Genomic DNA, 21,200 nt, shown 5'->3' with positions numbered 1-21,200 from the left:
TTCTCCAGAGGTTAACGGCAGTGCTTTTCCACCAGGCGGGCGAACAGCGTCGCGCCGGTGGTGATAATGTCATCGTTGAAGTCGTAGCCGGGGTTATGCACCATGCAGCCTCCCTTCTCCCCCTGCTCGCCGTTGCCCAGCAGGAAGTAGCAGCCCGGACGTTCGCGCAGCATAAAGGCGAAGTCCTCGCTGGCGTTCATCGGCGAGACCGACTCCAGCACCCCCTCGCGACCAAACACCTCCAGCGCCAGCGCCCGGGCGAAATCAGTCTCTTCGGGGCTGTTGGTTAATACCGGGTAGGAGTCGTAAACCTCTACTGCGCTGCTGGCGCCATAGCTTTTGGCGGTAAATTCGCTGAGCTCGTGAATACGTTTGATCAGCAGGTTGCGGATTTCCGGCTTCATCGCCCGCACGCTGAGCTCCATCACCACGCTCTCCGGAATAACGTTGGAGGCGATACCGGCCTGGAAGGTGCCGACGCTGACCACCGCCGTTTCGCCCGGCGGCACGTTGCGCGCCACGATGCTCTGCAGAGCCATCACCAGCGCCGCGCCGGCGACGATCGGGTCGACGGTGCGCTCCGGATGGGCGCCGTGGCCGCCGTAGCCGGTAAGGGTGATTTTGACGGTGTCCGCCGAGGCCATAAAGTTACCGGCGTAGAAGCCCAGCTTGCCCACCGGCAGCCCCGGCATGTTGTGCAGACCGAAAATGCGTTCGCAGGGGAACTGCTCGAACAGGCCGTCTTTAATCATTAAATCGGCGCCGCCGATAGCCTCTTCCGCCGGCTGAAAAATCAGATGCACCGTGCCGTTGAACTGACAGGCCGGCGAGGCGATATATTTCGCCGCCGCCAGCAGAATGGTGGTATGGCCGTCATGACCGCAGGCGTGCATTTTCCCCGACACCGTGCTGGCCCAGGGTAAACCAGTGGTTTCATGAATCGGCAGAGCGTCCATATCGGCGCGCAGGCCGATGGTGCGCGGCGAGTCGCCTTTGCTCAGGCTGCCGACCACCCCGGTCTTGCCGAGGCCGCGCGTCACCTGGTAGCCCCACTCGGTCAGCTTGCCGGCAACCAGTTCGCTGGTATTAAACTCTTCCAGACTTAATTCCGGATTGGCATGTAAATAATGACGCAGAGAAATCATTTCCGCTTCCGTCGCTTTAATTTCTGGAATTACATAATCACTCATGCCGCTCTCCGGGAAATATCGTAAGGACTTAACACGGTATCGTGGTGAAAACTTTATGCAAGCAGGATTTCTAATACCGGCGATGGCGGCATCTTATTTAATAATGCGCTCACAACAGTGTAATAAGCATTAAAAACAGCGAAGTTTAAAAATAAACGTTTATTTTATGGAGAATTAACCATTATTTACCCTACCATCCCCGGCCATATTCAGATTTAAATAAAAAGATTTCGATGAAATTACAGACGCTTTTCCTCGTCGCCATGACCGCGCTGGCGGGCTGCAGCGCGCAGGGCGATACCGCCAGCCAGCAGCGGGCCAGCATTCAGAAGATGCGCAACGAAACCCTCAATAAACTTTACACCCTGCAGCCCGAGGCCCGCAGCGATATTCAGCATGCGAAGGGTTATGCGGTATTCGCCAATAACAGCAGCAAGATCCTGCTGTTCGGATTTGGCAGCGGCTACGGCGTGGTGCGGGATAAGGCCTCCGGGAAGGACACCTATATGAAAATGGCCCAGGGCGGCGCCGGTCTGGGAATAGGGATCAAGCAGCAGCGCACGGTGCTGGTCTTCCATGATAAAGCGGCCCTGGATCACTTTATCCGCCAGGGATATATGGTCGGCGCCGATGCGAACGCCGCGGCGAAATATGATGACAAAGGCATCGCGCCGATCGCCGCCTCCGCGAACGGCGTAGCGAAGGACACCTCCTCGCTGCCGTCGAAAGTGAACGTCTATGAAATCACCGACAAGGGGCTGGCCGCCCAGGCGATGGTCAATGGCTATAAATACTGGCCGGATGACGAACTGAACCCGTAGCCCCGGCGGTGCTCCATCGCCGGGTCAGGTGTTCCCTGCCCGGCGTTGGGAAACGCGCATTTAGTGGCCGAGGGCGCCGCTCACCAGAATCGAGGTGATGATCCCGGTCGCCGCAGCGATCAGCACATAGTTACCGTCGATATAGGACCAGTGATGGCCCTCCGGCGGGGGCGGCAGGCCGCGGTCGCTCCAGTCACGGACGCGATACTCATCGCCACGGAACGGCGCCGGAGCCGGGTGGCCTTTGCGGAAATCGTTACCGCGCCAGGCGAAATGGTCCTGCTCATGACGTGCCTGATCGCGTTTGTCATGACCGTCACGATCCGGGCCACGCTGGTCATGGTCACCCTGATGATGCGCGTCAGGTCCGCCCTGCGGCGCATGCCCATTATGATCCGGACCGTTCTGCCACACCGTTGGCTGCCCCGGGCGATGGCCGTCGTTCGGGCCATCGGCAAAGGCCGGGACGCTCAGCACAGTGGATAACATTACCGCCAGAGAAATCATCTTTTTCATCGTACACCTCCTGATTGAAGTTCTTTGTAACGGGAAAATGTGAAGAAAGAGTGAGTATCCGCTTAACCAGGACGATTCCTGGCACCTGGGGTTACTGCTGTCGGGGAAGGCATTATGGGGGAGGACGAGCAATAAAAAAGGCCGCTCTCGCGACCTTTATTCAGACTGCTATCAGGACTTACTCAGTCACTTTATTTTTTAACTCTTCAGCGCCGGATTTGGTTTTATCCCAGCCCTTTTCTGCGCCGGATTTGGTGGCGTTCCAGCCTTTTTCGCTGACCTCTTTGGTCTTATCCCAACCTTTCTCAGTCCCTTCTTTGGTCTTGTTCCAGGTCTTCTGCGCGCCTTCGCTCACCTGGCTGCCGACGCTATCCTGTTTGCCTTCGGCCGCATGTTTCGCCTTCAGCTGCTGCTCTTCGCCCTCGTGCTGGGCCTGGTGCAGCTTCTCTTTGGCGGTGTTGGCGTTGGCATTGGCCGCCGCGACGGTATCATCTGTTGCATGTGTTGTCGCAGCAAAAACCGGAGCCGCAACCAGAATAGCCGATAACGCAATCATTGCTTTTTTCATAATATCCTCTCTCACATGTCATGTTATGAGTCGCATTCAGGATGGCACAGCGAACCGGGGATGACATTAGGAATTAGCCTGAAAAACGTTTTCGACCTCCAATCATGGAAGAAAATGCTGCCGCCGCGCGCCCTGTCGGCGTTCACATAATTTCCAACACGTTTGTTACATTTCGTGAAATTTGCCCTTGATATACTTGCCGTTGAGGTTTACTCGAGAATAATTCTCAGAATCATTATATTTATAAATTGGCAAACGGAACTCCTTTTATGGCAAGAAAATCAGTAAGATCGCTGTTGCTTACTGCGCTGATCGCGACGCCCTTCCTCAGCTATGCGACCCAATATCCGCTGACGGTTACCGACCTTGACGGCCGGCAGGTCACCCTGGTCAAAGAGCCGCAGCGTATTATTTTGCAGGATGGTCGCGACATTATGACCCTCGCCCTGCTGGACCGGGACAATCCGTTTAAGCGGCTGGTGGCATGGAATAATCTGGCGAAAAAGCAGGATGTTGCCACCTGGCAGATGCTGAAAACGGCGTGGCCGCAGTCGGCTACGATTATGGACATGGGCTTCAGCGACAAGGGGAACGTCGATCTTGAAAGCGTCATCGCCCGCCAGCCGGATCTGATGATCGCCCAGCTGCGCGCCAGGCCTGCGCTGATGGATAGCGGGGTCATTGACAAGCTTAGCGCCCTGCACGTTCCGGTGCTGTTTGTCGACTATGAGATCGACCCGGCGAAAGATACCGCCCCCAGCATCGACCTGCTGGGCAAAGTGCTTAACCGCGAGAGCCAGGCCAAAGCCTTTACCGATTACTATCGCCATCAGCTGCAGACGATTCGTCAGAAAACCGCAGCCATCACGCCGAAGGCCAACGTCTTCGTGGAAGCGCTGGCCGGCAACAGCGACGCCTGCTGCTTTACTCACGGCCACAGCGGCTGGGGCGGGCTGGTGGAGGCGGTCGGGGCGAACAATATCGGTTCGCAGCTGCTGCCGGGCGCCTCCGGGTTCGTCTCGCTGGAGAAAATCATCAGCATGAAGCCCGACGCCTGGATCATGACCGGCTCGAAGCGTGGCAACAGCCAGGTGCTGCCCCTGGGCTATGAAGTCAAGCCGGAGGCGGTGAAGACCCAGGCGCAGACGCTGCTGGCGCGGCCAGGGGTCAGCCAGATCCCGGCGGTCCAGGAAAAGCGGGCCTATGGCGTCTATCACCACTTCTATAATCACCCGTGGAATATTGTCGGCATGGAGTATCTGGCGAAAGATATCTATCCGCAGGCCTTCCGCGATCTCAACCCGGATGAGACGTATCATTATATCGTGCGCCATTTCACCGACCTGCCGGACCAGCCGTTCGTCTTTTCCTGGCAGCAGAGCGAGTAATCCGGCATGCGTTTAACTTCCGACTCCGTTCTGGACGGGCTGCCCGCCGGGACGCCTGGCGTGATGGATCATTATCGCCATATCGTGCGTCGCCGCCTGCTGCTGATGCTGCTGCTGGCGCTGTTAATTGTCGCTTCGCTGCTGCTCGATTTTATGCTCGGCCCCTCCGGACTGCCGCTGCAGAGCCTGTGGCAGACGTTAACCGATCCAGCCAGCGCCGATCCGGGCACTCGCGCCATCGTCTGGGACATCCGGCTGCCCTATGCGGTGATGGCGATTATCGTCGGTCTGGCGCTGGGACTGGCCGGTGCCGAAATGCAGACCATCCTCAATAACCCGCTGGCCAGTCCGTTTACCCTCGGCGTCTCCTCGGCTGCGGCGTTTGGCGCCGCGCTGGCGATTGTGCTGGGTATTGGCCTGCCCGGTATTCCCGGCCAGTGGTTTATCTCGGCCAACGCCTTTATCTTCGCCCTGCTGGCGGCCCTGCTGCTGGACGGCATTACCCGCTGGACCCAGGTGGCCACCTCCGGCGTCATTCTGTTCGGCATCGCGCTGGTCTTTACCTTTAACGCCCTGGTCTCGATGCTGCAGTTTATCGCCAATGAAGACACGCTGCAGGGGCTGGTGTTCTGGACCATGGGCAGCATCGACCGCGCCTCCTGGAGCAAAGTCGCCATCCTGCTGGTCGCCCTGGCGCTGGTGATGCCCCTGTCGCTGCGCAGCGCGTGGAAGCTGACCGCCCTGCGGCTGGGCGAGGACCGGGCCATCAGCTTTGGCATTAACGTTCGCCGTCTGCGCCTGGCCACACTGCTGCGGATCAGCATTTTGTCGGCGCTTTCGGTGGCCTTTGTCGGGCCAATCGGCTTTATCGGCCTGGTGGCGCCGCATATTGCGCGGATGCTCTTCGGCGAAGACCATCGCTTTTACCTGCCCGCCAGCGCGCTGATCGGCGCCCTGGTGCTCTCCCTGGCCTCCATCGCCTCGAAGAACCTGATCCCGGGGGCCATTATTCCGGTGGGGATCGTCACTTCCCTGGTAGGGGTCCCGTTCTTTTTAAGCATTATTTTACGTCACCGGGGGCAGGTATGAGCGACCAGACGTTATCCGGCCTGTCGCTGTCTCACTTCAGCGCCGGCTATCCCAGACGCAAGGTGATCGAGAACCTGACGGTTCCCCATCTGCCGCGGGGGAAAATCACCGCGCTGCTGGGGCCAAACGGCAGCGGTAAATCGACGTTAATGCGGGCGATGGCGGGTCTGGGCCCCTGCCGCGGCGAGCTGCTGCTGGAGGGGGAAAATCTGCTGACGCAGCCGTTCGCACGTCGCGCGGAACAGGTGGTTTATCTTCCGCAGACGCTGCCCGCCGGCGTGCATCTGCATGTGCTGGAGTCGATTATCGTGGCCCAGCGTGCCGCCGGAGGACGCCACAGTCCGCAGCACCAGGAGGAGGTGATGGCGCTGCTGCGCCAGCTGGGAATTGCCCACCTGGCGATGAGCTACCTCGATCAGCTCTCCGGCGGGCAAAAACAGCTGGTGGGTCTCGCCCAGTCGCTGATTCGCCAGCCGCGCCTGCTACTGCTCGACGAACCGCTCAGCGCGCTTGATCTCAACTATCAATTTCACGTGATGGATCTGGTGCGCCGGGAGACCCGGCGGCGCAACATCGTGACCCTGGTGGTGGTGCACGATATCAATATTGCCCTGCGTCACGCCGACCACGTGCTGATGCTCAAAGCGGGCCAGCTGCTCGGCGACGGCACCCCGGCCGCGGTCATCACCCCCGAGACCCTGGCGGCCGTCTACGGCGTGCGCGGTCGTATTGAGCCCTGTTCGCAGGGGGTGCGGCAGGTGATTATTGACGGGCTGGTGGACAGCGAGGCCTGACCGCGGCGCGGGGAGGGTACGGCCTCCCCGCGCCCGCCGGCTTAGTGATCGAGATAGATATAGTTTTCCCAGCTCTTCATGCGGATCAGGATCTTCCGGATCAGCGACAGCTCTTTCAGATGATCCGAGTAGACCGCCGCCTCGAGGGTGGCCCCCTGCGGCAGGGCGTATTCGGCAAAACGCGGATCGGTCACCTTCAGCACCACCAGCGCCCGGCCATGGGTATTGAGCGCGTCCGTGGTCAGCAGTTTGCCCTGGCCCTGAAACTGACTCTCGCCAATCGCCGGCAGCACGTCGGCCACTTCCCCGCGGAAGACGGTGCCCGGAATGGCCGGAAACATCAGCTCCGCGGGCTCGCCTTTGTGCAGACGCTGCAGGGCGTTCTGGCGAAATGCCGCGACATACTCCCGCGAGGCGTCGCCCTCCACCGGCACAAAGGTCATCACCGGCAGCATCCCCAGCGCGGTGGACATGGTGCCTGGCCGTAAGCCGACGGTGCTGACATAGCCGTCTTCCGGGGCGCGGACGACGGTGTTATCCAGCTGAAACTGCGCCTTCTGCAACTGCGCCAGCAGGGAGGCCACGGTGGTATTTTTGCCCTTCACCACCGAGTCCAGCGCGTTACGCGCCTGAACCACGTTCGCCTGAGCCGCGCTGACGCTGGCTTCATCGGCTTTCCACGTCTGCAGACGGGTATCGACCATTTGATCGGAGAAGGCGCCCTGAGCATGCCCCTCCCGAAAGCGGGCATACTCCCGCCGCGACTGGTCGCGCTGGGCCACCGCTCTGCTCAGCTCGGCCTCCGCCTGGCTTAACGCGGCGTTGAGGGAGAGCGCATCCTGACTGGCCGCTTTAATTTGCGCCTGCAGATCGTCCACCTTTGCCTGGAACGGCGTCGGGTCGAGAGTAAACAGCACATCGCCCTTATGCAGCCTCTGGTTAGGCTTCACCGGTACGGTCTGCACCCGACCGCGTACCTGCGACACAATCGGCACGGTGCGAAACACCTGATTACCGACGTCGGTATAGGGGAAGTTGTAGTTCATCCCGAAGATCACCGCGCCAATCAGGGCGATACCGCCGAGCACCGCCGTCGGCACGGTCCACTTATTGAGCGGAATGCGGAAAACTTTAAACACCACGATGCATAGCGCGGCGTAGGTCAGCAACATTAACGTTTCCATTATTCTGCCTCCTTCGCTTTAAGTTCCTCGACCTCGCGCTGCACCTGCTCCAGTCGCTGAACGACCGTCTCCAGACGCTGATGCAGGGCCTGCTGATCGTCGGCGATGCGGCGCATTCCCCATCCGCGGTCTTCGCGCCACAGCGTCGCCCAGATCCACAATAAGGGCCACAGGGCATGCAGGGTAAATAAGCTGACCCAGCCGGCATAATGAATCGCATCCTGATGAGGATGGCGCCGCTCTTTGGCGATTTCATAAGGAATATCGTGAATAACAATCACGCCATAAAAAAGTATTAAGGCCACGGCGATGAGAATGGCCAGCGCCACATAGTCCAGGGTCATAAAATAACTCCAGAGTGAAAGGTTAAATAAATAAAACGGCCAGGTTCAGGCGTAACGGGGCCGGGGAAAACGCGCGCGTAGCGCTTTCCTCGGGCGGGTTTTAGCGACGTTATGTCGGGGAGCCGACGAACCTGAATCAGAATTTCTCAGGAATATGACGGTCGATGGAAATCAGTTTGCCTTTTTTCATCGTGATATATCCTCCCTCGCGCAGGGCGGCCAGCACCTGATAAACATAGCTGCGCGAAAGATTGGTTCGTTTAATAATAAATGCCGACAGGCTTTCATGCTGACCACCATCGATTCCTCCACGATATAAATAGCGCGACAGCATTGATTTAATGGTCTGAAAGCTGGTCTGGCTGCCGCGTTCATAGTGGGCATCAAGGGCAAATATGCCCATATAGGCCAGGATCGTGGTCAGCTCTTGCATATAGCCCGGCGACGAATGAAAGAATATCCGTTCAAAATCGCTGGCGGATATTTTCGCCAGCTGGCATTCGCCCAGACACCGATAATAGAGCGCCACCGACGGACAATAATGTTCAAGCAGCCCTAACGGCATATGCGCGATAACAATCCCGAGCAGGTTCTGCTCATCACCAAAGGCCAACGTCATTTGCCCCTGCAGCAAAAAATAGAGATAGCCCGGCTGCGGCAGAAATGGCTGGTCTTTACTCAGGCTCAGGGTTTCACTGCAGGCGATGACCGCCGGCAGGTGCGTGGTCAGCGACAGCTTCTGGTACCGATCGTAAATATCGCCAAAACTGGGGTTCATCGCGCTACGCACTCCTTCACCTTTTATCACCGCGGCGGGGTTAACCGCGGCCTGTGGAACTATACCTAAGCGGGTCAGGAAGGAAAAGTCCAGATCTGGAGTGGCGAAATATTCCGCCTGGCTCACATTTTTTACCCTCGCCCCGCCCTTTCGTCCACCAATCGTTCCGCTTGCCGCCAGGCTGTGCTTTAATTAGCTAAACCGGTTTAACAAAGTTTAGCTAAGAGGAGCTGTCCTATGAATGGTAAAATCTGGGTACTCGGCGATGCGGTCGTCGATCTCCTGCCCGACGGAGAGGGCCGCCTGCTGCAATGCCCCGGCGGCGCACCAGCCAACGTCGCGGTCGGCGTGGCGCGGCTCGGCGGCGACAGCGGGTTTATCGGCCGCGTCGGCGACGATCCGTTCGGTCGCTTTATGCGCCACACCCTGGCGCAGGAGCAGGTCGATGTGGATTTTATGCGCCTCGACGCGACGCAGCGCACCTCCACGGTGGTGGTCGATCTCGATCGGCACGGGGAGCGCACCTTTACCTTTATGGTTCGCCCGAGCGCCGACCTGTTTCTTGCGCCTGAGGATCTTCCGCCGTTCGCCGCCGGCCAGTGGCTGCACGTCTGCTCTATCGCCCTCAGCGCGGAACCGAGCCGCAGCACGGCATTCGCGGCGATGGAGGCGATAAAGCGCGCCGGGGGCTATGTCAGCTTCGACCCCAATATCCGCAGCGACCTGTGGCAGGATCCGCAGGAGCTGCGCGACTGTCTCGACCGGGCGCTGGCCCTCGCCGACGCCATAAAACTGTCGGAAGAGGAGCTGGCTTTTATCAGCGGCAGCGACGACATCGTCAGCGGCATCGCCCGGCTGAACGCCCGCTTCCAGCCGACGCTGCTGCTGGTCACCCAGGGCAAAGCGGGAGTCCAGGCCGCGCTGCGCGGGCAGGTTAGCCACTTCCCCGCCCACCCGGTAGTGGCCGTCGATACCACCGGCGCCGGCGATGCCTTTGTCGCCGGGCTGCTCGCCGGGCTCGCCGCCCACGGCATCCCTGACGACCTCGCCGCCCTGGCGCCGGACCTCGCGCTGGCGCAAACCTGCGGCGCGCTGGCCACCACCGCCAAAGGCGCCATGACCGCCCTGCCCTACAGGGACGATCTTCAGCGCTCGCTGTGATCCCGTTGGGCCGGCTAGCGGCCCACTTTGCTGGTGACATCACAATTCTTAAACCGGTTTAGCAATTTTTATTTTCACTGCGTTACCGACATGTTTACCATATCAACTAAACCGGTTTAGCAAACGTTAGCACACTCACTGATTTACCTTTGGATGTCACCAACATGTATAAAAAACGGAAGTTAGCCATTCTTATTGCTTTGCTAACCGGCGCCGCCGCCGCCCATGGGCAGACAGACCTGAACAGCATTGAAGCGCGTCTCGCCGCCCTGGAAAAACGTCTGCAGGATGCCGAGACCCGCGCCAGTACCGCCGAAAGCCGCGCCGCCTCAGCGGAGCAGAAAGTTCAGCAGCTAACCCAGCAGCAGCAGCAAACCCAGGCCACCACCCAGCAGGTGGCCAAGCGCACCACCCAACTGGAAGAAAAAGCCGAACGGCCCGGCGGCTTTGAGTTCCACGGCTACGCCCGCTCCGGGGTGATCATGAACGACTCCGCCGCCAGCACGAAATCCGGGGCCTATATGACCCCCGCCGGGGAGACCGGCGGCGCCATTGGTCGTCTTGGCAACCAGGCCGACACCTATGTGGAAATGAACCTCGAACATAAGCAGACCCTGGACAACGGGGCGACCACCCGTTTCAAAGTGATGGTGGCCGACGGGCAAACTACCTATAACGACTGGACGGCGAGCAGCAGCGACCTGAACGTACGCCAGGCGTTCGTCGAACTGGGAAACCTGCCGACCTTCGAGGGTCCGTTCAAAGGCTCGACCCTGTGGGCCGGGAAACGCTTTGACCGCGACAACTTCGACATCCACTGGGTTGACTCGGATGTGGTATTCCTCGCCGGGACCGGCGGCGGGATCTACGACGTGAAGTGGAACGACAGCCTGCGCAGCAATTTCTCGTTATATGGCCGCAACTTTGGCGATATCGCCGACAGCAGCAACAGCGTGCAGAACTATATCGTCAGCATGAATAACTTTGCCGGCCCGGTGCAGATGATGGTCAGCGGGATGCGGGCGAAAGATAATGACGACCGCCAGGACGCGAACGGCAATCTGGTGAAAGGCGATGCCGCTAACACCGGGGTTCATGCCCTGCTGGGTCTGCACAATGAGAGCTTCTATGGCCTGCGCGACGGGACCAGCAAAACGGCCCTGCTGTATGGCCACGGACTGGGCGCCGAGGTTAAAGGCATCGGTTCCGACGGCGCGCTGCGTCCGGGGGCCAATACCTGGCGTTTCGCCAGCTACGGCACTACGCCGCTGAGCGATCGCTGGTTTATTGCCCCGGCCGTGCTGGCGCAGAGCAGTAAAGACCGCTATGTCGATGGCGACAGCTATCAGTGGGCCACTCTCAACCTGCGTCTGATTCAGGAGGTCACGCAGAACTTCGCCCTCGCCTGGGAGGGCACCTATCAGTACATGGATCTGCAGCCTGAAGGCTACAACGATCGCCATGCGGTCAACGGCAGCTTCTACAAGCTGACCTTCGCCCCGACCTTCAAGGTCGGCAGCATCGGCGACTTCTTCTCACGCCCGGAGATCCGCTTCTACACCTCGTGGATGGACTGGAGCAAAAAGCTGGATAACTACGCCAACGACGACGCGTTAGGCAGCAACGGATTCAAATCGGGCGGCGAATGGTCGTTCGGTATGCAAATGGAGACCTGGTTCTGACGTGAACCCGGAAGACAGGGTAAGTCACACATAAATATAAGGTTCGCGGTGCCTGCCACGGCCGGCGCCGCCCACGCCATATCATCATGCATTCAGAGGGTACTATGGATTTTGAACAGATTTCCCGGTCACTGCTTCCCCTGCTGGGCGGCAAGGAAAATATCGCCAGCGCCGCGCACTGCGCCACCCGCCTGCGGCTGGTGCTGGTCGACGACGCGCTCGCCGACCAGCAGGCGATTGGCAAAATCGACGGCGTGAAAGGCTGCTTTCGCAATGCCGGCCAGATGCAGATCATCTTCGGCACCGGGGTGGTCAATAAAGTCTATGCCGCCTTTATCCAGGCGGCGGGCATCAGCGAATCGAGCAAATCCGAAGCCGCCGACCTGGCGGCGAAAAAGCTGAACCCGTTCCAGCGCATCGCCCGCCTGCTGTCCAACATCTTCGTGCCGATTATTCCGGCCATCGTCGCCTCCGGCCTGCTGATGGGCCTGCTGGGGATGGTGAAAACCTACGGCTGGGTCGACCCGGGCAACGCTATCTATATCATGCTGGATATGTGCAGCTCGGCGGCGTTTATCATTCTGCCGATCCTGATCGGCTTTACCGCCGCCCGCGAATTTGGCGGTAACCCTTATCTGGGCGCGACCCTCGGCGGGATCCTCACCCACCCGGCATTGACCAACGCCTGGGGCGTCGCCGCCGGCTTCCACACCATGAATTTCTTCGGCATCGAAGTGGCGATGATCGGCTATCAGGGCACGGTCTTCCCGGTGCTGCTGGCGGTGTGGTTTATGAGCCTTGTCGAGAAACGGCTGCGCCGCATTATCCCTGACGCGCTGGATCTGATCCTCACGCCGTTCCTGACGGTGATTATCTCCGGCTTTATCGCCCTGCTGCTGATCGGCCCGGCCGGCCGCGCACTCGGCGACGGCATTTCGTTTATCCTCAGCACGCTTATCAGCCACGCCGGCTGGCTGGCGGGCCTGCTGTTTGGCGGCCTCTATTCGGTGATCGTCATTACCGGTATCCATCACAGCTTCCATGCCATCGAGGCGGGTCTGCTCGGCAATCCGTCGATCGGCGTCAACTTCCTGCTGCCGATCTGGGCCATGGCCAACGTCGCCCAGGGCGGCGCCTGCTTTGCGGTGTGGTTTAAAACCAAAGATGCAAAAATCAAAGCTATCACCCTGCCGTCGGCGTTTTCGGCGATGCTGGGGATCACCGAGGCGGCAATCTTCGGGATTAACCTGCGCTTTGTGAAACCGTTCATCGCCGCGCTGGTGGGCGGTGCCGCCGGCGGCGCCTGGGTGGTATCGATGCACGTCTACATGACCGCGGTGGGCCTGACGGCGATCCCGGGAATGGCCATCGTGCAGGCCAGCTCGCTGCTGAACTACATTATCGGGATGGCGATCGCCTTCGCCGTGGCCTTCACGCTCTCTCTGACGCTGAAATACAAAACGGACGCTGAATAATGTCATTACCGTCACGCCTGCCTGCGATCCTGCAGGCCGTTATGCAGGGCCAGCCGCAGGCGCTGGCCGACAGCCATTACCCGCAATGGCATCTGGCGCCGGTCAGCGGACTGCTGAACGATCCCAACGGCTTTTGCCAGGTCGCCGGGCGTTACCACCTGTTTTATCAGTGGAACCCGCTCGCCTGCGACCACACCTACAAGTGCTGGGGACACTGGAGCTCAGCCGATCTGCTGCACTGGCGGCATGAACCTATCGCCCTGATGCCGGATGAAGAGTATGACCGCAACGGCTGCTACTCCGGCAGCGCGGTCGAGTTCGAGGGCGCCCTGACCCTGTGCTATACCGGCAACGTGAAATTCCCCGACGGCGGGCGCACCGCCTGGCAATGTCTGGCGACGGAAAATGCCGATGGCACCTTCCGCAAGCTGGGGCCGGTGCTGCCGCTGCCGGAAGGCTATACCGGCCATGTGCGCGACCCTAAAGTGTGGCGACAGGACGGGCGCTGGTACATGGTCCTCGGGGCGCAGGATGTGCAACAGCGCGGCAAAGTGCTGCTGTTTACCGCCAGCGACCTGCGGGATTGGCGCCTGGTGGGCGAGATAGCCGGGCATGACGTTAACGGCCTGGCGAACGGCGGCTACATGTGGGAGTGCCCGGACCTGTTTCCGCTGGCGGACACCCACCTGCTGATCTGCTGCCCGCAGGGGCTGGCCCGCGAAGCGCAGCGCTTTCTCAATACCTATCCGGCGGTGTGGATGGCAGGCCGTTTCGACGCCGAACGCGGCGCCTTCGACCATGGTCCGCTGCACGAGCTGGACAGCGGATTTGAGTTCTACGCGCCGCAAACCATGCTGGCCGAGGATGGCCGCCGCCTGCTGGTCGGCTGGATGGGCGTCCCGGATGGGGAAGAGATGCATCAACCCACCCGCGCGCAGGGGTGGATCCACCAGATGACCTGCGTGCGCGAGCTGGAGTGGCAGGCGGGCACCCTGTATCAGCGCCCGCTGCGCGAGCTGGCCGCCCTGCGCGGCGAAGCCGAGGGCTGGCGCGGACAGACCCTTCCCCTCGCCCCGATGGAGCTGGCCTTTGACATCGCCCCCAACAGCACGCTGGGGCTGGATTTTGCCGGCGCCCTGCAGCTCACCGTCAACCGCGACGGCCTGCGTCTGTCGCGCCGCGGGCTGCAGACGGCGGAGATGCATCACCGCTACTGGCGCGGCGAGGCGCGGCGCCTGCAGATCTTTATCGACCGCTCCAGCGTGGAGATTTTCATCAACGATGGCGAAGGGGTGATGAGCAGCCGCTTCTTCCCGGGCTATCCGGGGCAGTTAATCTTCAGCGGTGCGACGCCGGTGGCATTCTGCCGCTGGCTGCTGCGGCCATGCATGGTAGAATAACCGTTTTGCTTTCAGGCTCCCGGGTGCTGATGAAAACCAAACGCGTAACTATCAAAGATATCGCCGAACTGGCGGGCGTCTCCAAAGCGACCGCCAGTCTGGTGCTTAACGGTCGTGGCAAAGAGCTGCGCGTGGCGCAGGAGACGCGCGAGCGCGTGCTGGCGATCGCCCGCGAGCAGCACTATCAACCCAGCATTCACGCGCGCTCGCTGCGCGATAACCGCAGCCATACCATTGGCCTGGTGGTGCCGGAAATCACCAACTACGGGTTTGCCGTTTTCTCCCATGAGCTTGAGACGCTCTGCCGGGAAGCCGGCGTGCAGCTGCTTATCTCCTGCACCGACGAAAACCCCGGCCAGGAGAGCGTCGTGGTCAATAACATGATTGCCCGCCAGGTCGACGGCCTGATCGTCGCCTCGTGCATGCACAGCGATGCCGACTACCTGAAGCTCAGCGAACAGCTGCCGGTGGTGCTGTTTGACCGCTCCCCCAGCGACAGCGCCCTGCCGCTGGTGATGACCGACTCGGTCACCCCAACGGCCGAGCTGATCTCCCGCATCGCCCCTCAGCATGCGGACGAGTTCTGGTTTCTCGGCGGCCAGCCGCGGCTATCGCCATCGCGCGACCGGCTGGCGGGATTCACCCAGGGCCTGGCTCAGGCGGGGGTCACGCTGCGTCCCGAGTGGGTGATCAACGGCAACTATCACCCCAGCTCCGGCTATGAGATGTTCGCCGCGCTCTGCGCGCGGCTGGGCCGGCCGCCGAAAGCGCTGTTCACCGCGGCCTGCGGCCTGCTCGAAGGGGTCCTGCGCTATATGAGCCAGCACCATCTGCTGGACTCCAATATTCATCTCGCCAGCTTCGACGATCACTATCTGTACGATTCACTTTCCCTGCGCATTGATACCGTGCAACAGGATAATCGCCAGCTGGCCTGGCACTGCTACGATCTGCTCAGCCAGCTGATCGACGGCCAGGCGCCGGAGCCGCTCCAGCGCTATCTGCCCGCCACCCTGCAGTTTCGCCATGCCTGACGGCGCCGTCGGCAATTAGCGTTTTCGCCGGGCGCGCGTCGCCCGCCTCACCGCCAGCAGCGTGCCGGCGAGCACCGCGCCGAGGCCCATCGTGACTGGCCAACGGTAAGCCATCAGCAGCGAGGGCAAACCGCCGTCCGGCGCCAGCATCACGAGATTCCAGCCCGCCAGGCCTGCATTGCCGTTCAGCGCCCGGCTTAACATCCGCTGATGCGGGGCGAAGGGCTGAATGGTCTGGTAATGGCTGCCGAACAGCGGCGGCTGCATCTCCCTGGGAAATTGCGCCTGAACCTGGGCCAGCACGCTGGCCGGCAGCGCATGCGATGCCGCCAGCAGATGCCCGTCGCTATTTACCAGCAGCAGCTGATAATGTCGCTGCCGGGCCAGGGCATAGAGATCCGCGCGCATCACCGCCAGCGGCCAGGTGGCTTCCCGCTGCCGCGCCGGCGTGTTCATCCGCCGTTCGAGGCGTGACGCCACCCACTGCGCATCCTTCTCCAGCTGCCGGGTATACATTTCGCGGCAAACCTCTCTGGCCAGAAAATGCCCGCCCCGGCCGATGATTAGGATCGCCAGGCCAACGAGCAGCGTGACGATCACGCCCCTTCTTCCCGGTCGCCAGACCGGCGAGGATTTGCCTATGGATGGTGTATTCATACGACTCCAGAAACCAGGGGGCAAGGCGTGGCCCCCTGGCGAATGGACAACAAAAGTCGCGAAACTGTACAGGATGCGCAGCGCGGGAAAAATAGACAGCCTGCGCCAGGCGGGGAGTATTTTGTTTATTTCTGGACAGGGCTGGCGGCAACGACGCGCTTCGCCGTTGCCGCCAGTTGATAAGATTAGTGTTTTTTCCGGTTACGGCGCATGTCGATGGTCACCGCCGCGACGATAATGATCCCTTTAATAATATCCTGCACGTAGGCATCGACGCCGACAAAGGTAAAGCCGCTCTTGATCAGGCCAAGGATCATCGCGCCAATCAGGGTGCCGGTAATGCGCCCCACCCCGCCCATTAAGCTGCTGCCGCCGATCACCGCTGCGGCAATCGCGTCCAGCTCGTAGGACATCCCCATGCTGGACTGGCCGCTGCTGACGCGCGCCGCCAGCACCACCCCCGCCAGCCCGGAGAGCGCCCCGGCGATGGTGTAGACAATCACCAGGTACTTATTCACGTTGATGCCGGACACTTTGGCCGAGGTCATGTTGCCGCCGATGGCATACACATATTTGCCATACCGGGTATGCTTCAGCGCAATGTGAAACACCGCGGCGATCACGAAGAAGATGATCACCGGCATTGCCCCCTGGCCTATCGCCGTAAAGCTGTCGGAGAGGAAGCTTATCGGGTTGCCCTGAGTGTAATACTGCGCCAGACCGCGCGCCGAGACCATCATCCCGAGGGTGGCGATAAACGGCGGGATACCGGTTCGCGTCACCAGGAAACCGTTGGTCAGCCCGCACAGCAGGCCGACGCCGATCCCCGCGCAAATCGGGATCACCGCCGGCAGGTTGACCAGCGCCGGGAACATCGGCGACAGGCTGTCGGAGGTTTGCGCCAGGCTCGCCGCCACCACCGCCGCGAGGGCGATAACCGAGCCGGAGGAGAGGTCAATCCCGGTGGTGATGATCACCTGGGTGACGCCGACGGCGATGATGCCGATGATCGCCACCTGCAGCACAATCAGCACCAGGCGGTTGGTATTGAGCAGGAACGACTGGTCGCGAACATACCAGCCGGCGATTTCAAATGTCAGGGCAATCACCAGCATCACCACAAAGATGCCGGTATCTTTCGGCATTTTATGCCGCAAATTAGCGAAGAAGGAGGAACCCTCGCTGGCCGGAGCCGCCGTTAATTTCATATTACTCATTCTCTGTGCCTCAATGGGATGCCAACGACAAAATGGTTTCCTGGTCGGCTTCGTCTTTTTCCAGGATGCCGGTGATACGACCTTCATGCATCACCATGACCCGGTCACTCATGCCAAGGATTTCCGGCAGCTCAGAGGAGACCATAATGACCGCCACCCCCCGGTTCGCCAGTTCACTGATAAGATGATAAATTTCCGCCTTCGCCCCGACGTCGATGCCGCGGGTCGGCTCATCGAGAATTAAGATTTTCGGTTGCGCTAACAGCCAGCGCGCAATCAGGACTTTTTGCTGATTCCCCCCGCTGAGGTTATTAATAATTTGATCCATCGTCGGCGTTTTAATATTGAGCCGGCGGATTTGCTCCATGCAGTCTTCGGCCATTTTCACGTGCTGGACAAAACCGCTCTTGCCGATATATTCCGGCATTTTTACGATACTCATATTTTCCAGCACCGACAGCACCAGAAACAGGCCCGACTTTTTGCGGTCTTCGGTTAATAACGCCATCCCCTTTTCAATCGCCACGGAGGGAGAATCAATGGTCACCGGCGCCCCGTCGATCAGCACTTCGCCGCTGTCGAAGCGTTCCATACCGAACAGGCTTTCCATCACCTCGCTGCGCCCGGCGCCCACCAGCCCGGCCACGCCGAGGATCTCGCCGCGACGCACGGTAAAGCTGACGTCATGGAACACGCCCTGGCGCGTCAGGTTGCGCACCGTCAGCACCTCTTCGCCGATGGTGTTATTAAATTTCGGGAACAGCTGGGTTAATTCGCGGCCCACCATCTGGGTGATCAGCGACTGGCGGGTAAATTCGGTGGTGTTTTTGCTCCCCACCCAGGTGCCGTCGCGAAAGACGCTGATCTCATCGGTGATCGCGAAGATCTCATCCATTTTATGGCTGATATAGATGATCGCTTTGCCCTGGGCCCGCAGGTCGCGGATAATAGTGAACAGGTGAGCCACCTCGCCTTCGGTCAGCGCCGAAGTGGGCTCATCCATGATCACAATATCCGCGTTCCATGAGACCGCTTTGGCAATCTCCACCATCTGCTGGGCGGCGATGCTCAGGTCGCCCACCAGCCGGTCGGCAGTTAAGCGAATATTCAGCTTATCCAGCAGCGCCTGGGTCTGGCGGGTCAGCTGGCCGTGGTCGACAAAGCCGTACTTCATCGGCTCGCGCCCCAGCCAGATATTCTCCGCCACCGTCATATGCGGCACCAGATTCAGCTCCTGGTGAATCATCGAGATCCCCGAGCGCAGCGCATCCATGGTGTCAGTAAACTCCACCGGCTCCCCTTTCACGCGAATCGATCCTTTATCCGGGCGATAGATACCGATCAGGCACTTCATTAGCGTGGATTTACCGGCGCCGTTCTCGCCCATCAGGGCGTGCACCGTTCCCGGGCGCACGCGTAATGAGACATTGTCGAGCGCCTTCACGCCGGGGAAGAACTTACTGATACCTTCGGCTTCAAGGGCAAAAGCGTTCATACATCCACCTCCGTACCACAGGTTGGCCAGGATTATTTCTGATTACGATTGGTAAATTCAGCCATGTTCTCTTTGGTGATCAGCTGATACGGCACGTCGATGATCTTTTCCACTTTCTCGCCGTTCGCCAGCTTAATGGCCGCGTCTACGGCGCCCTCGCCCTGGCCTTTCGCATCCTGGAAGATGGTGGCGATCATCTTGCCGCTCTTCAGCATCTGCAGCGCATCCGGGGTGCCATCCACGCCGGCGATGAGAATATGGTTCGGGTTTTTACCCAGCGCCTGCAGGGCGCCGATCGCCATTTCATCGTTGTTGGAGGCGATGGCCTGGATATCTTCGCCGCTGGTCATCCAGTTGCTGACCACATCCACGGCGTCATTGCGGGTAAATTTCGCGGTCTGCTTCTGCACGATTTTGATGTTCGGGTATTTCGCCACGACCTCTTCCACCCCTTTGGTGCGGTCGCGAGTGGATTCATTCGCCAGGTCGCCGAGCAGGATCGCCACATTGCCCTTGCCGTTCATCGCTTTCGCCAGCGCTTCCATCTGCAGACGGCCGGCGAGAATCGAATCCGACCCCACATAGGCCATCTTGTCGGTCAGCTCCGCCTGCGGGCGACGGTTTACAAACACCAGCGGGATCCCGGCTTTGGTGGCCTGATCCATGATCGGTTTCACCGCGTTGGTATCCACCGGGTTGACGATAATGGCGTCCACGCCCTGGCCGATAAAGTTCTGCACCTGCTGCAGCTGCTGGGAGACATCCCCTTTCGCGTCCTCGATCTGCGATTTCACCCCATCTTTTTTCATCTCTTTTTGCATCGAGGTACGCAGAATCGTCAGGAAGTTATCGTCAAACAGCGCCATCGAGACGCCAATGGAGACATCTTTTGCCATAACCACCGCAGGCAGCATGCAGGCTAACAAAGAGGCAACAATCGTTTTCTTAATATTCATAGTTGATCCTTGATTTTGTAGGTACGCCGGTGAATGAAACAAAATGAAAAATTAATTTCAGTCAGATTGCGACAAATGTCTGTTGTGACGGCGACGGCGCTACGGGGTTTTCCGCATTTCGTCGTGATCGGAATCACAAATAATGGCTGTTTTATCATCAATTTTTTGAAACATCAGTCCATTTATGCCACACCGTGAATTCCAGACCATTTATTTCATTAACAAGACATTTGAAACTTTTATAAGTAAATAACTGAAATGAAAATTTTAAAACCATGCAGTAACAGAATTTTGACAGACATCTAACATTGCTGCATAAATGAGCGAAAAATGAGAGGCAGACAACGCTTTACAGCGATCGCCCCCGGCGGGGTTGGCATTTACCCGGCGGGGAGATCCGCGTTGTCAGGAAGGGAGGCGCCGCACGCCTTAGTCGACGTTCTCGGCGCTGTAGAGGATAAAGTCGACTTTCCCGTCGGCATAGGTTTGCGGCTGATAGCCGGACTCCAGATGGCGCAGCATCAGGTCGATCGCCAGCTGGGCGTGCTGGCGGGTGTTCTGATCGAGCGTTAACGCCAGGCTGCCCCTGGCCAGCTGCTGGCGGGTGGTATTGTAGCGCTCATGGGTGATCCAGCAGACGTCGCCTTCGCGGCGGTGGCGAGCCAGCGCCTCGGCAATCTGAGTATTGCCAAGTCCGGTGTTATAGATCCCGACAATATGCCGGCTGCGGCACAGGGCCTGCTCCAGCAGGCGGGTGATCTGCTCCCGCCGCTCTTCGCCCGCCAGCACCTCGTTGAGCTGCAGATGGGGAAAGCGCTGGCTCAGCACCTCGCGGAACCCCTGAATGCGCAGGCGATGCGCGCTGTAATCCTCCCGGCCGCTCACCATCAGCACCTCCCCGGGCCGCGGCGTCATTCTCCCCATCATTAACCCCGCCGTGCGGCCAGCCTGTAACTGATTGATCCCGACGTGGCAGAGCCGGTCGGCGCCGGGCAGATCTGTCGCCAGGGTGATGACGGGGACGCCCGCTTCCCGACAGCGTCGCAGCGCGTCATGCACCACAGGATGGTCATTGCCGAAAACGATGATCCCCTGACGCTGCTGGCCGCTGCGCATAATGCGCCGGGCCAGGGTCGCCGGCTGCGACTCCGGGACAAAGGTGCGGTGCAGGGTCAGACGACGATAGCCGAGGCTATCCGCGACGGCGGCGAAATCCTGCGCCAGCTGCGGAAAAAAGAAAGAGTCATTGCTGCTGAGAAAGAGCTCAATCTGCCAGGGAAAGCGGTGCTCCTCCGGCAGGATCCGCTTCAGCCCCGCCTCCCGCGCCGCCTGCAGCACTTTGCGCGTGGTCTGCGGCGATACGCCGCCGCGTTCGTTCAGCACCCGGTCAACGGTGGCCACGCCGACGCCAATCTGTCTGGCCAGCATCGCCAGTGACATGTTTTTCATCG

General features: G+C 59.9%; 19 protein-coding genes and 1 pseudogene. 9 read left to right on the top strand and 11 right to left on the bottom strand.

What is annotated here, in order from left to right; translation table 11 throughout:
- Positions 1-11: 11 nt before the first annotated feature.
- Positions 12-1,190 carry a M20 aminoacylase family protein gene (locus MKR05_RS15535; protein WP_101992083.1) on the bottom strand — a complete coding sequence of 393 codons (1,179 nt, stop codon included), beginning with the start codon at positions 1,188-1,190 and terminating at the stop codon, positions 12-14.
- 233 nt (positions 1,191-1,423) lie between these two features.
- Between MKR05_RS15535 and MKR05_RS15530 the strand changes: the two genes are divergently transcribed.
- On the top strand, positions 1,424-2,011 hold the full coding sequence (locus tag MKR05_RS15530) for a YSC84-related protein (protein ID WP_050533035.1): 588 nt from the start codon (positions 1,424-1,426) through the stop codon (positions 2,009-2,011).
- 60 nt (positions 2,012-2,071) lie between these two features.
- Here the strand turns inward: MKR05_RS15530 and MKR05_RS15525 are convergent, their stop codons facing one another.
- Together MKR05_RS15525 and MKR05_RS15520 are read right to left on the bottom strand one after the other, a co-directional pair.
- A complete protein-coding gene (locus MKR05_RS15525; RefSeq protein ID WP_023288701.1) occupies positions 2,072-2,527 on the bottom strand; it encodes an RcnB family protein in 456 nt (151 codons plus the stop codon).
- Between the two features lie 178 nt (positions 2,528-2,705).
- Entirely contained in the window at positions 2,706-3,095 is a 390-nt protein-coding gene (locus MKR05_RS15520; protein ID WP_023288700.1) for a hypothetical protein, read from the bottom strand.
- Positions 3,096-3,364: 269 nt separating this feature from the next.
- Between MKR05_RS15520 and MKR05_RS15515 the strand changes: the two genes are divergently transcribed.
- Genes MKR05_RS15515 through MKR05_RS15505 form a run of 3 tightly spaced genes read left to right on the top strand, consistent with a single transcriptional unit; the run spans position 3,365 to position 6,366 of the window.
- Entirely contained in the window at positions 3,365-4,483 is a 1,119-nt protein-coding gene (locus tag MKR05_RS15515; protein ID WP_238875279.1) for an ABC transporter substrate-binding protein, read from the top strand.
- A gap of 60 nt (positions 4,484-4,543) precedes the next feature.
- A complete protein-coding gene (locus tag MKR05_RS15510) occupies positions 4,544-5,572 on the top strand; it encodes an iron ABC transporter permease (RefSeq protein ID WP_072096506.1) in 1,029 nt (342 codons plus the stop codon).
- On the top strand, positions 5,569-6,366 hold the full coding sequence (locus tag MKR05_RS15505) for an ABC transporter ATP-binding protein (protein ID WP_023288697.1): 798 nt from the start codon (positions 5,569-5,571) through the stop codon (positions 6,364-6,366). The genes MKR05_RS15510 and MKR05_RS15505 overlap by 4 nt, the downstream gene beginning before the upstream one ends.
- A gap of 41 nt (positions 6,367-6,407) precedes the next feature.
- Here MKR05_RS15505 and MKR05_RS15500 read toward each other — a convergent pair whose 3' ends face one another.
- The 3 genes from MKR05_RS15500 to MKR05_RS15490 form a co-directional block, all read right to left on the bottom strand.
- Complete coding sequence (locus tag MKR05_RS15500) at positions 6,408-7,550, bottom strand: HlyD family secretion protein (protein ID WP_023288696.1); 1,143 nt, start codon at positions 7,548-7,550, stop codon at positions 6,408-6,410.
- Positions 7,550-7,894, bottom strand: a complete 345-nt coding sequence (locus MKR05_RS15495) for a DUF3302 domain-containing protein (protein ID WP_023288695.1) — start codon at positions 7,892-7,894, stop codon at positions 7,550-7,552. The genes MKR05_RS15500 and MKR05_RS15495 overlap by 1 nt, the downstream gene beginning before the upstream one ends.
- Positions 7,895-8,030: 136 nt before the next feature.
- Positions 8,031-8,672: a Crp/Fnr family transcriptional regulator gene (locus tag MKR05_RS15490; protein WP_284118282.1), complete on the bottom strand. Its 642-nt coding sequence runs from the start codon at positions 8,670-8,672 to the stop codon at positions 8,031-8,033.
- A 237-nt stretch (positions 8,673-8,909) separates the two neighbouring features.
- On the opposite strand from MKR05_RS15490, the gene MKR05_RS15485 reads away from it, so the two are divergent.
- The 5 genes from MKR05_RS15485 (at position 8,910) to MKR05_RS15465 (ending at position 15,424) form a co-directional block, all read left to right on the top strand.
- Positions 8,910-9,833 carry an aminoimidazole riboside kinase gene (locus MKR05_RS15485; protein ID WP_130952879.1) on the top strand — a complete coding sequence of 308 codons (924 nt, stop codon included), beginning with the start codon at positions 8,910-8,912 and terminating at the stop codon, positions 9,831-9,833.
- A 164-nt stretch (positions 9,834-9,997) separates the two neighbouring features.
- Positions 9,998-11,515 (top strand): carbohydrate porin, encoded by a 1,518-nt coding sequence (locus MKR05_RS15480; RefSeq protein WP_023288692.1) that lies wholly within the window; start codon positions 9,998-10,000, stop codon positions 11,513-11,515.
- Between the two features lie 104 nt (positions 11,516-11,619).
- A complete protein-coding gene (locus tag MKR05_RS15475) occupies positions 11,620-12,990 on the top strand; it encodes a sucrose-specific PTS transporter subunit IIBC (RefSeq protein WP_023288691.1) in 1,371 nt (456 codons plus the stop codon).
- A complete protein-coding gene (locus MKR05_RS15470) occupies positions 12,990-14,390 on the top strand; it encodes a sucrose-6-phosphate hydrolase (protein ID WP_044521387.1) in 1,401 nt (466 codons plus the stop codon). Before MKR05_RS15475 ends, MKR05_RS15470 begins: the two co-directional genes overlap by 1 nt.
- A gap of 23 nt (positions 14,391-14,413) precedes the next feature.
- A complete protein-coding gene (locus MKR05_RS15465; RefSeq protein ID WP_017898803.1) occupies positions 14,414-15,424 on the top strand; it encodes a LacI family DNA-binding transcriptional regulator in 1,011 nt (336 codons plus the stop codon).
- Between the two features lie 47 nt (positions 15,425-15,471).
- On the opposite strand, the pseudogene MKR05_RS15460 reads toward MKR05_RS15465, so the two are convergent.
- The 5 genes and pseudogenes from MKR05_RS15460 to MKR05_RS15440 form a co-directional block, all read right to left on the bottom strand.
- Positions 15,472-16,081 (bottom strand): annotated as a pseudogene (locus MKR05_RS15460) (hypothetical protein).
- A 185-nt stretch (positions 16,082-16,266) separates the two neighbouring features.
- The gene (locus tag MKR05_RS15455) at positions 16,267-17,289 is read right to left on the bottom strand and encodes an ABC transporter permease (protein WP_004152946.1); all 1,023 of its coding nucleotides are present in this window, start codon (positions 17,287-17,289) and stop codon (positions 16,267-16,269) included.
- Between the two features lie 19 nt (positions 17,290-17,308).
- Complete coding sequence (locus tag MKR05_RS15450) at positions 17,309-18,793, bottom strand: sugar ABC transporter ATP-binding protein (protein ID WP_004202401.1); 1,485 nt, start codon at positions 18,791-18,793, stop codon at positions 17,309-17,311.
- A gap of 32 nt (positions 18,794-18,825) precedes the next feature.
- On the bottom strand, positions 18,826-19,749 hold the full coding sequence (locus MKR05_RS15445) for a sugar ABC transporter substrate-binding protein (RefSeq protein ID WP_002892597.1): 924 nt from the start codon (positions 19,747-19,749) through the stop codon (positions 18,826-18,828).
- A gap of 429 nt (positions 19,750-20,178) precedes the next feature.
- Positions 20,179-21,198 carry a LacI family DNA-binding transcriptional regulator gene (locus MKR05_RS15440; protein WP_023288687.1) on the bottom strand — a complete coding sequence of 340 codons (1,020 nt, stop codon included), beginning with the start codon at positions 21,196-21,198 and terminating at the stop codon, positions 20,179-20,181.
- Positions 21,199-21,200 lie beyond the last annotated feature (2 nt).

This window comes from Klebsiella sp. K5-204, assembly GCF_030128585.1.
GTDB classification, from domain to species: Bacteria; Pseudomonadota; Gammaproteobacteria; order Enterobacterales; family Enterobacteriaceae; genus Klebsiella; species Klebsiella quasipneumoniae.
Note: the sequence above shows the minus strand (reverse complement) of the source record. Positions and strands in the feature narration are given on the sequence as shown.

Excerpts from the sequence above, each read along its gene's own strand:
- MKR05_RS15520 (WP_023288700.1), bottom strand. The coding sequence starts at position 3,095 with ATGAAAAAAGCAATGATTGCGTTATCGGCTATTCTGGTTGCGGCTCCG.
- MKR05_RS15495 (WP_023288695.1), bottom strand. The coding sequence starts at position 7,894 with ATGACCCTGGACTATGTGGCGCTGGCCATTCTCATCGCCGTGGCCTTA.
- MKR05_RS15475 (WP_023288691.1), top strand. The coding sequence starts at position 11,620 with ATGGATTTTGAACAGATTTCCCGGTCACTGCTTCCCCTGCTGGGCGGC.
- MKR05_RS15515 (WP_238875279.1), top strand. The coding sequence starts at position 3,365 with ATGGCAAGAAAATCAGTAAGATCGCTGTTGCTTACTGCGCTGATCGCG.
- MKR05_RS15485 (WP_130952879.1), top strand. The coding sequence starts at position 8,910 with ATGAATGGTAAAATCTGGGTACTCGGCGATGCGGTCGTCGATCTCCTG.
- MKR05_RS15470 (WP_044521387.1), top strand. The coding sequence starts at position 12,990 with ATGTCATTACCGTCACGCCTGCCTGCGATCCTGCAGGCCGTTATGCAG.
- MKR05_RS15535 (WP_101992083.1), bottom strand. The coding sequence starts at position 1,190 with ATGAGTGATTATGTAATTCCAGAAATTAAAGCGACGGAAGCGGAAATG.
- MKR05_RS15455 (WP_004152946.1), bottom strand. The coding sequence starts at position 17,289 with ATGAAATTAACGGCGGCTCCGGCCAGCGAGGGTTCCTCCTTCTTCGCT.
- MKR05_RS15525 (WP_023288701.1), bottom strand. The coding sequence starts at position 2,527 with ATGAAAAAGATGATTTCTCTGGCGGTAATGTTATCCACTGTGCTGAGC.
- MKR05_RS15490 (WP_284118282.1), bottom strand. The coding sequence starts at position 8,672 with ATGAACCCCAGTTTTGGCGATATTTACGATCGGTACCAGAAGCTGTCG.
- MKR05_RS15530 (WP_050533035.1), top strand. The coding sequence starts at position 1,424 with ATGAAATTACAGACGCTTTTCCTCGTCGCCATGACCGCGCTGGCGGGC.
- MKR05_RS15500 (WP_023288696.1), bottom strand. The coding sequence starts at position 7,550 with ATGGAAACGTTAATGTTGCTGACCTACGCCGCGCTATGCATCGTGGTG.
- MKR05_RS15440 (WP_023288687.1), bottom strand. The coding sequence starts at position 21,198 with ATGAAAAACATGTCACTGGCGATGCTGGCCAGACAGATTGGCGTCGGC.
- MKR05_RS15505 (WP_023288697.1), top strand. The coding sequence starts at position 5,569 with ATGAGCGACCAGACGTTATCCGGCCTGTCGCTGTCTCACTTCAGCGCC.
- MKR05_RS15445 (WP_002892597.1), bottom strand. The coding sequence starts at position 19,749 with ATGAATATTAAGAAAACGATTGTTGCCTCTTTGTTAGCCTGCATGCTG.
- MKR05_RS15480 (WP_023288692.1), top strand. The coding sequence starts at position 9,998 with ATGTATAAAAAACGGAAGTTAGCCATTCTTATTGCTTTGCTAACCGGC.
- MKR05_RS15450 (WP_004202401.1), bottom strand. The coding sequence starts at position 18,793 with ATGAACGCTTTTGCCCTTGAAGCCGAAGGTATCAGTAAGTTCTTCCCC.